Genomic DNA, 7,513 nt, shown 5'->3' with positions numbered 1-7,513 from the left:
GGTTGCGATGTCCTTGACCAGCGCCGCGTGAGCTCCTCATCGAGCGCCGGAGCGGCGGCGGCCGCTAGTTCGCCCGGGATCGTCTCCGCTGCCGGATCTGTCGTCATGCTGGTCATCTGGTGCCTCCTCTACCTGCGCGTATGCACAGACTGTCACAGGGGAGTTACACCGTTGTTCTTACAGGCCCGACAGGAGACCGCAACGCGGACCGGTATGGCTACCGGACGGGCAGAGGCGTTGCCGTCACAGCAGAACTTCCGGGCCGTGCCCGCGTGTCCGGCCGTGGCCTCGGCACCCGGGGCCGCGCAGCCGCTGGTGTCCGGCGCTGGCCGCACAGGCATGCGGCGGGTTGCCCGATGCACATCATCGTGTCGATCACGAGCAGGTCCGCGGCCCGCATGTGGGTGTGGTCGCGGACGTCGAGCAGACTATGCACGTCGGTTCCGTACGCGGTCGCCAGCAACGCGAGGATCTGCGGGGTGAGCCGTCGCCGCGCGGTCGTATCCGGCCAGTGCTCCAGTTCCGACAAGCGGGAGCCGGTCATGGGAGCCCTGCCGTGCGGGTCGAGATCGAGGCGGGCCGCGTCGCCGTTGATGTGGGCGGCGGCCTGGAGCAGCGTCCACCCGTGCGCGTACCGGAACGCGGCGCGGGGTCGAAGCCGATAGCGGCGGATGAACTCGTCCGCGACATCCGCGTGTGTCATTCCGGCGTCCAGCATGCGGCCCCGAAACGTGTTCTGTTCCGCTCGTACGCTGACCCGTCCCATGGCCCCCCTCCCGTCGTGACGTGTTATGCCTTGCGTGCCGTGGCCTCGGATGAGCGCCGGCCGGTCGGGGGCCGATGCCACGGGTCCAGCGCGCGCAGCGCGTCCGCGACCCGCCGCAAGGTTTCCGGATCGGTGCGGTACACGACGGGCGCCGTAGGCGCCGGCCCGACCCTCGGTCGCCGCGACGGCATCGGCGTAGCGGCGCCCGTCGTCTGCGGCGCGGCCTGCAATCCGCCTACGATCTCCGCCCATATGACTTTTCCGCCCGTTTTGACCCTGTACCAGGACCATCGCCGCGATAGCGCGTCGACCATCAACAACCCGCGTCCGTCTTCGCCGAACAGGTCGGGGCTCTTGATTCGGGGAGCGATATCGTTGCCGTCCCACACTTCGAGGAGGACATGTCCGGTCGTGGCGGTAAGCCGAATGGCCACGACGTCATCCGGGCGGCTGGCTTTCACGGCATTCGAGGCCAACTCGCAGACGACGACTTCGGTGCCGTTGACGGCCTGCGAGTCCACCGACCATTCCGTGAGCGTGCGCACCGTGCTCGAACGCACGGCCGGAACAGCGGCGACGGTCGGCGGGAAGTGTGCTACGGCCACCCGGACCACGGGCGACGGGTCGCCGTGGTCATGCTGAGCCCTTTGGGCTGCGGACCGCGCACGACCGACGGGGCGGATGCCGGTGATCGTGACGTTCATGTGCGGGTGTACTGTCCGGTGTCGCCGTCGATGGCGTGTGGAGTGACGGCAGGTCGCAACCAGGTAGGACGGCGAACTCAGCCCACGCCACCAACTCGCAGCGCGCGTACGACAGGCGACGGCTGACCTTCGCCACACGATCGTCGACGGTCAGGGGAAGACGGGTACGGGGCTCCCGCATTCGCCCGTGCGCCCACTCGTGTGCGGTGTCGAAGTCAGCGAACGCTCTGAGTGGTCGCCCATCCGCGTCCCACACCACGAAGCGGTGTTCGTCCATGGCACCTCCCGGTCTTGCATCGCGTTGCTGCAACGATCATCGTTGCAGCAACGCGATGCAAGTGTCTGGGGAGAACTTTGGTTGTGGTGGTGCGTGTAGCGTCCGACCCGGACGACCACCTGTGATCCGGAGTGGAGGGGCCTACTGATGCCTCGGCGTCCGCCGTCGGCGCGTGCCCGTGGACTCGGCGCTGAACTTCGTGACCTGCGTATCGGCATCGGGAAGACCAGCCGCGCCGTGGCCGCGAGCCTGGGATGGTCCCCCAGCACGCTCAGCCGGTTGGAGAACGGCCTACGCGGTATCACGGTGGAAGACGTCGCCGCGTTGCTGGTCGTCTACCAGGTGACCGGTGCGGAGCGAGGTCGTCTTCTCGCGCTGGCGCGAGAAGACGACCGGCCTGGTTGGTGGGAGACCGGATTGCCGGGTCTACCCAACCAGCTCACGGCGTTGATCGGTTTCGAGTCGCAGGCCGAGAGGATCACCGACGTTGGCATGCTGCTCGTGCCCGGCCTGCTCCAGACCACGGAGTACGCCCGCGCGGTCATGGTCGGCGGCGATGTTCCCACTCACGAGATCGAAGCGCGGGTGGTGACCCGGCTCGGCCGGCAAGCACTCCTGAGCCGGCCGGAACCGCCGGATCTGCACGTCGTCCTGGACGAGGCCGTGCTCCGCCGTCCGGTCGGCGGCCCGGCAGTGATGGCCGCGCAGCTACGTCACATCCTCACGGCGGCGGCCCGGCCCACGATCACCGTGCAGGTTCTCCCCAGCGCACTCGGGGCGCATCTCGGCACCGCCGGCTCATTCGTGCTGCTGGAGTTCGCCAAGGCGCACGCGATCGTGCACCTCGAACACCTACGCTCCAGCCTGTTCGTGGATGAACCCGACGACGTCACCCCGTTCGTGCAGGCCCGGGATACGCTGGCACATCAGGCCCTTGACCCCGTCGCATCGGTGGACCTACTGGCATCGCTCGCAGACGAGTACCAGGGGAGGTGAGCACGATGGATCTGACCAATGCCGAGTGGCGTAAGTCGAGTTACAGCGCGACACAGACCAACTGCGTGGAGGTAGCGCGAACGTCTGAGATCATCGCTGTCCGTGACAGTAAGGACCCGACCGGCCCGGTTCTCGTCTTCACTCCCAGCGAATGGGCGGCGTTCGTCGCAGGCGTCAGCGATGGAGAGTTCGACATCTGACGCTGAGCCCCCCGCCTCCACCGAGACCGTGCGGGCGTCGGGGGTGCGGGTGTTTCCCGCCCAGCGACGCCCGCGTGCGCTGACCACGCCGAGCGCAACTGGCTGTGCCGACGTTGGCCCCTGCTGCTTGCCTTGGCGTCTCCATTGGCCGGTCTACCTGCGGCTCCAGACGACGCCATTCATCGACCTCAGCCTGAGGTCTCCATCCCGGTGGGAGTGCGCCCGCTACACAACCACACCTCTTTCGCCAAAGTGGTTGCGACGCCCTATAGACCGCTCCTACCATATGGCGGCCGGACAGAGAGCCGAGTGGTGTCTGATTGAGAGCGAGAAAGCCAGATGAACCCTGACGATGACGACCTGGTACTTGCCGTTGAAAACCTGGCGCAAGTACAGGACCGCTACGACGCCGAGCACTCCGACGGAGGAAGCACCGGCCGTAGCGACGGCGGCGCGGGAGACGGGCTGAACTTTCCCGAGGACAACAGGTAGGAGCAGCAAGAAACGAGGCATCATGCCCACCCTCGATATCTTTGAGCAGCGAGGAGCGGATAGCTAGCGATGGAGCATCGGCTAGTTCAGGGAATCGAGGGTGCGTTCAATTGGGAGGACGTCTCACCTCTTGGACGAGAGTTCGCGCGGGGTCATCTGGCGGACACATCATTGTGTCAACGACTGATGACCCCGTCGCGGCTATTGGACATCGTCATGCGACGGAGTTTGGAACCTCCTCAGCTCCGCCTTTTTAAGGACGGAGACGAACTCCATCCCGCCGACTACCTGCGTTCCCAGGCCAACAGACGCCGGCAGAACATTCGCATGGCGGACCCCGGGGCAATGGAAAGCCTGCTCGAAACGGGCGTGACTCTTGTACTCGATGCCCTGGACACCTTCGACCCTACATTGGAGGTCGCCACTCGCGCACTCCAATGGTGGTCACACGAACTGGTGCAGGTCAACGCGTACCTGACGACTCGATCGACCGGCGGATTTCCGATACATTGGGATGACCACGACGTAATAGTTGTTCAACTTGCGGGTGAAAAGACCTGGGACGTCCGTAGTTACTCGCGGCCGGTACCCATGTACCGTGACACCGAACCGAATTCGGTCGCGAGCGAGAAATCGGTATGGCAGGGTACCCTGAAAGCAGGGGATGTGATGCACATCCCACGTGGCTACTGGCATCAGGCGACTCGCGCCGATTACAATGATCCGCTGAGCCTTCACCTCACCTTCGGGTTCGTCAAACGTACGGGTGTGGACTGGCTGTCCTGGGTTGCCGACCGTGCGCGCGACCTAGAAATCTTCCGGCGAGATCTGAGCCGTTTCGGCTCCAGCGACGAGAGAGAAGACGAAAAGGCGCGTCTCGAAGCCGCAGCGGCCGATTTGATCCGCACTTATCCGCCGGCAGCATTTTTAGCCGTGCGTGAACGGTGTCAGCCCTCCGCACGGCACGCTCCACCACTCCCTATGTCGCAGGAAGCGGATGTCGTCATCTGTGTTTCCGAATTCGCGCCTCACGTCGAACGAGAAAGCCCTGATCTTGTTATTTACACGAGCGGCAGAAAGATCATCGTGCGGGAGAAGGCGGCGCCCGCACTCGCCTTCCTGCTGTCAGGCTGCCCCGTGGATCTGGACAAAGCGAGCGCTGAAACTGGAATCGATCTTCGTCCCCTCGCGCGCATTCTCGTTCGGGAGGAAATTTGCATCGCGCTGACCGAAGAATTGTCCTCGGGCTATACAGGACTCGTCACCGGAGGGACATCCTAGAAGCAGCCCTGGAGCTGGGTATACGGGACATCGACACAGCCTTCAACTACGCCGATTTCTCATCGCATGCACAGTTGTCCGCCATCATCCCCGACCTCCTCCCCGAGTTTCATCTGTCGACGAAAGTCGGATTCTTCCCTTCCTCGACCGAGCATTCTGAACATTCCTTGGAGCCTGTACGGATTAGACGCGCGGCGGAAATGAGTGCGGACGCCTTGGGCTGCATTCCCGATGTTATCTTCTTACACAACCCAGAAAGGGGCGTGAAAGCGGCTGGCGACAGTCGTGGTCGCGACCTCTTCCTAGAGGCTGCACAGACGCTTGACGAGGCAGCGAAGTCTGGCGTGTGCGCTGCATGGGGCATCTCGACCTGGGACGCTCGACCACTCGTCGACGTGCTCGGCGGCCACCTGCCAGACTCCACGCCCCGTCCTGCCCATCTGATGCACCGAAGTGGCGTACTTGCGAGCCCGGCCGTCTGGGAAGCTGCTGACACCTTCGCTGGGCTACTCCGCGTGGATGTGAGGAACCGATGGGGAATGAGCCCTTTCGGAGGCGACACCCGGCTTCCTTTCTGGGGAGACCTCAACCTTGCATCGCTTCTCAGTACCCGCCCGCCGTCTGACATTGCCGCGCCACAGGTCGCTTTCCGCCTCGCCTACGAATTGCCGCCGGTTGCCCGAGTCGCGGTTAGCGTCAACGGTCTAAATCACTTTACGCAACTCGTGGAGGCCACGCGGCTTGAGGTTGTCCCAGAGAAGATCGAACGCTATAAAGATCTCCTCCGTCGGCGTCGACTACTCGATATCCAGTAGTAGAACTGGGCGACAGGTCATCGTATAAATCCCGCGAGTTCTACCGCCAATCGATCGGCCTCGCGAGCCAACGGCTTCTCCAACTCCGGATGGTCGCCGTAGTCGCGCACCATCTTCAACAACTCCGTGCACATGAAAAGCTGTGCGATCTTCCCAGACCTAGACGAAAGATCCCTAGAAAATTCGTCGCTTACCCTCTCGGCCACGGGCGGCACGAGGAGCGAGAATGCCCACAACGTCGCCGCATCCAATCCGCGCGGCCCAAGGCCCCACCCCTCCCAATCGAGGAGTACCAGCGTCGGCGCCGTCAGGTTTGCCCAGTGCACATCGGCGTGGGCAGTCGTCCACTCATTCACCGACGGGTCGACCGTGTCACCTGCGAATTCACGTATCCGGCGGTTAATGAGATCCTGGCGTACACCGACGCGCGTCGTCTTGTGCCCTGCCAAGGCAGCCAATGATTCACGTAGGTCTGACCACCAAGCATCAGAGAGTCCGGGTGAATCGTTCCGGATCTCCGGCGTGGAGCTGACAACTGGGAACGAAACAAGCGTCGTCTCATCTGCACGCCAAACGACTCCTCGATCATCATCCGACCACCGAATAGAGCGGAGAAGCTTGGGTTTCGACACCCCCGACAGGACGGAGGAACACTCCTCTCCGGTCCACGTCCGCTCGTTTATCGAGCCAGCCGGGCGAGAAAGAACCTTCACCCATGTCCCGTGGCTTGTTTCAAAGCCGGCGGATTTCCCACCCCAACCGAACGTCGGACTATCATCTTTAAACTCGACATCCAACAGCTTCCTGCAATACTCAATTGCATCAGGTGCGGACTCTTCCCTCAGGTCAAGCATTGCCGCCCTCTCCAACTAGCCTGACGTTCCACCGGTACATCAGCCTTTTCTCGCGGGTTACGCAGGTGTAGCGGATCGAGATTTCACGATCCGGTTCGAGATTCGCCTCAAGCAGCCAGTACCGGACTCCGTGTACGACCCGCACCCTATACCGGCGTGGCTTTTGTGCAGGTGATCCTACCACAGTTATACGCGGAATGTGCAGTGGATTGCGTTGCTGGAACTGTCTGCGGTACCAGATTTCCGCGACTGCTTCTACGGGGGTCAAACCGAGGCGCCCTCGGAGATTGGCGAGCGGGAGTAACCCATTCTCGGCGAGTTCCCGAAGCTCGTTGTCGTCCGCGTCATCCAGACGACCCAAAAGGTACCCGCTCGGCAAAACGATGACGTTCGCGGAAAAGCGGTCGCCACCGAGATGGCTCACCCCGTAGATCGGCGCGTCTGGAAGAAGCCCACGAAACCGACGCGCGAACATTCCCCCTCGTACACCGCAGCAGATGTCGTGCCGACCGTGGATACACACACCGATAAATTGCGGGACCGGGGAAGGCGCGATTGTGGACCACGACCCGTCAGACGTCCGCCGAACTATCTTCCGGACATCTACGTCCCAGTAGAAGGGCTCGTCACATATAGAGCGCCCTGTATAGGGACGATAATATAGGGTTTTGGTGCGCGAGATGGGCGGAAATCCGGCCACCTCCCCGCCGGACGGACAAAGCGCGTCTTTAGGCCATGGCGCGGCCATCGGCAGGAAAGCAAAAAATTTCGCATCCGGGACTGTGCCCCTGATATCCTCGGAAGCTGATCGTGATTGCGTGCCGCAGCGCACGGGAGTGCCGTCACCCATTGCGGAACATTCCAGTCCGCCCGAGCGCCGATACGAAGTAGCGCCGCAGCATTAAGTAACCCTCCCTAACTCAAGGTGGGGAGGTCGTGAAGGTGCCTCTGAACATCGCCTCAAGCCTACCGTAAAGATCGACTCACTGTCGCGGCGGGCTCCGGCCAACAGAGCAGGTCGGACTTCACCTAGCGGTTTGTGCAGGTCAAGCCGCGTTCGGCCGTCCAGGCGGGCCGAGGCCGGTGCGCGGGGCGCGGTGCGCGGGGCGCGGTGCGCGGGGCGCGGTG

Annotated in this window: 9 protein-coding genes; 5 read left to right on the top strand and 4 right to left on the bottom strand. The window is 63.2% G+C overall.

Annotation, left to right across the window (positions count from 1 at the left end; genetic code table 11):
* Nucleotides 1-217 precede the first annotated feature (217 nt).
* Together MJ777_RS21460 and MJ777_RS21455 are read right to left on the bottom strand one after the other, a co-directional pair.
* Nucleotides 218-766, bottom strand: a complete 549-nt coding sequence (locus MJ777_RS21460) for a hypothetical protein (protein WP_239377605.1) — start codon at nucleotides 764-766, stop codon at nucleotides 218-220.
* 23 nt (nucleotides 767-789) lie between these two features.
* Nucleotides 790-1,470 carry an ATP-binding protein gene (locus tag MJ777_RS21455; RefSeq protein ID WP_239377604.1) on the bottom strand — a complete coding sequence of 227 codons (681 nt, stop codon included), beginning with the start codon at nucleotides 1,468-1,470 and terminating at the stop codon, nucleotides 790-792.
* A gap of 424 nt (nucleotides 1,471-1,894) precedes the next feature.
* On the opposite strand from MJ777_RS21455, the gene MJ777_RS21450 reads away from it, so the two are divergent.
* From MJ777_RS21450 to MJ777_RS23305, 5 genes are all read left to right on the top strand, one after another.
* On the top strand, nucleotides 1,895-2,743 hold the full coding sequence (locus MJ777_RS21450) for a helix-turn-helix transcriptional regulator (protein ID WP_239377603.1): 849 nt from the start codon (nucleotides 1,895-1,897) through the stop codon (nucleotides 2,741-2,743).
* Between the two features lie 5 nt (nucleotides 2,744-2,748).
* Nucleotides 2,749-2,943: a DUF397 domain-containing protein gene (locus MJ777_RS21445; RefSeq protein ID WP_239377608.1), complete on the top strand. Its 195-nt coding sequence runs from the start codon at nucleotides 2,749-2,751 to the stop codon at nucleotides 2,941-2,943.
* Between the two features lie 339 nt (nucleotides 2,944-3,282).
* Entirely contained in the window at nucleotides 3,283-3,435 is a 153-nt protein-coding gene (locus MJ777_RS21440) for a hypothetical protein (RefSeq protein ID WP_239377602.1), read from the top strand.
* 69 nt (nucleotides 3,436-3,504) lie between these two features.
* Nucleotides 3,505-4,716: a JmjC domain-containing protein gene (locus MJ777_RS21435; protein WP_370652806.1), complete on the top strand. Its 1,212-nt coding sequence runs from the start codon at nucleotides 3,505-3,507 to the stop codon at nucleotides 4,714-4,716.
* A complete protein-coding gene (locus MJ777_RS23305; protein ID WP_370652805.1) occupies nucleotides 4,650-5,531 on the top strand; it encodes an aldo/keto reductase in 882 nt (293 codons plus the stop codon). The genes MJ777_RS21435 and MJ777_RS23305 overlap by 67 nt, the downstream gene beginning before the upstream one ends.
* Nucleotides 5,532-5,548: 17 nt before the next feature.
* Here MJ777_RS23305 and MJ777_RS21430 read toward each other — a convergent pair whose 3' ends face one another.
* On the bottom strand, nucleotides 5,549-6,385 hold the full coding sequence (locus MJ777_RS21430; protein ID WP_239377601.1) for a hypothetical protein: 837 nt from the start codon (nucleotides 6,383-6,385) through the stop codon (nucleotides 5,549-5,551).
* On the bottom strand, nucleotides 6,378-7,133 hold the full coding sequence (locus tag MJ777_RS21425) for a sucrase ferredoxin (protein WP_239377606.1): 756 nt from the start codon (nucleotides 7,131-7,133) through the stop codon (nucleotides 6,378-6,380). Before MJ777_RS21425 ends, MJ777_RS21430 begins: the two co-directional genes overlap by 8 nt.
* Nucleotides 7,134-7,513: the final 380 nt, after the last annotated feature.

Origin of the sequence: Protofrankia sp. Cj5 (genome assembly GCF_917627405.1) — a bacterium.
Taxonomy (GTDB): Bacteria; Actinomycetota; Actinomycetes; order Frankiales; family Frankiaceae; genus Protofrankia.
The sequence above is the reverse complement of the archived record's forward strand: the minus strand, read 5'-3'. Positions and strand labels throughout refer to the sequence as shown.

Coding starts and splice junctions, on each gene's coding strand:
- MJ777_RS21460 (WP_239377605.1), bottom strand. CDS start 766: ATGGGACGGGTCAGCGTACGAGCGGAACAGAACACGTTTCGGGGCCGC.
- MJ777_RS21455 (WP_239377604.1), bottom strand. CDS start 1,470: ATGAACGTCACGATCACCGGCATCCGCCCCGTCGGTCGTGCGCGGTCC.
- MJ777_RS21450 (WP_239377603.1), top strand. CDS start 1,895: ATGCCTCGGCGTCCGCCGTCGGCGCGTGCCCGTGGACTCGGCGCTGAA.
- MJ777_RS21445 (WP_239377608.1), top strand. CDS start 2,749: ATGGATCTGACCAATGCCGAGTGGCGTAAGTCGAGTTACAGCGCGACA.
- MJ777_RS21440 (WP_239377602.1), top strand. CDS start 3,283: ATGAACCCTGACGATGACGACCTGGTACTTGCCGTTGAAAACCTGGCG.
- MJ777_RS21435 (WP_370652806.1), top strand. CDS start 3,505: ATGGAGCATCGGCTAGTTCAGGGAATCGAGGGTGCGTTCAATTGGGAG.
- MJ777_RS21430 (WP_239377601.1), bottom strand. CDS start 6,385: ATGCTTGACCTGAGGGAAGAGTCCGCACCTGATGCAATTGAGTATTGC.
- MJ777_RS21425 (WP_239377606.1), bottom strand. CDS start 7,133: ATGGCCGCGCCATGGCCTAAAGACGCGCTTTGTCCGTCCGGCGGGGAG.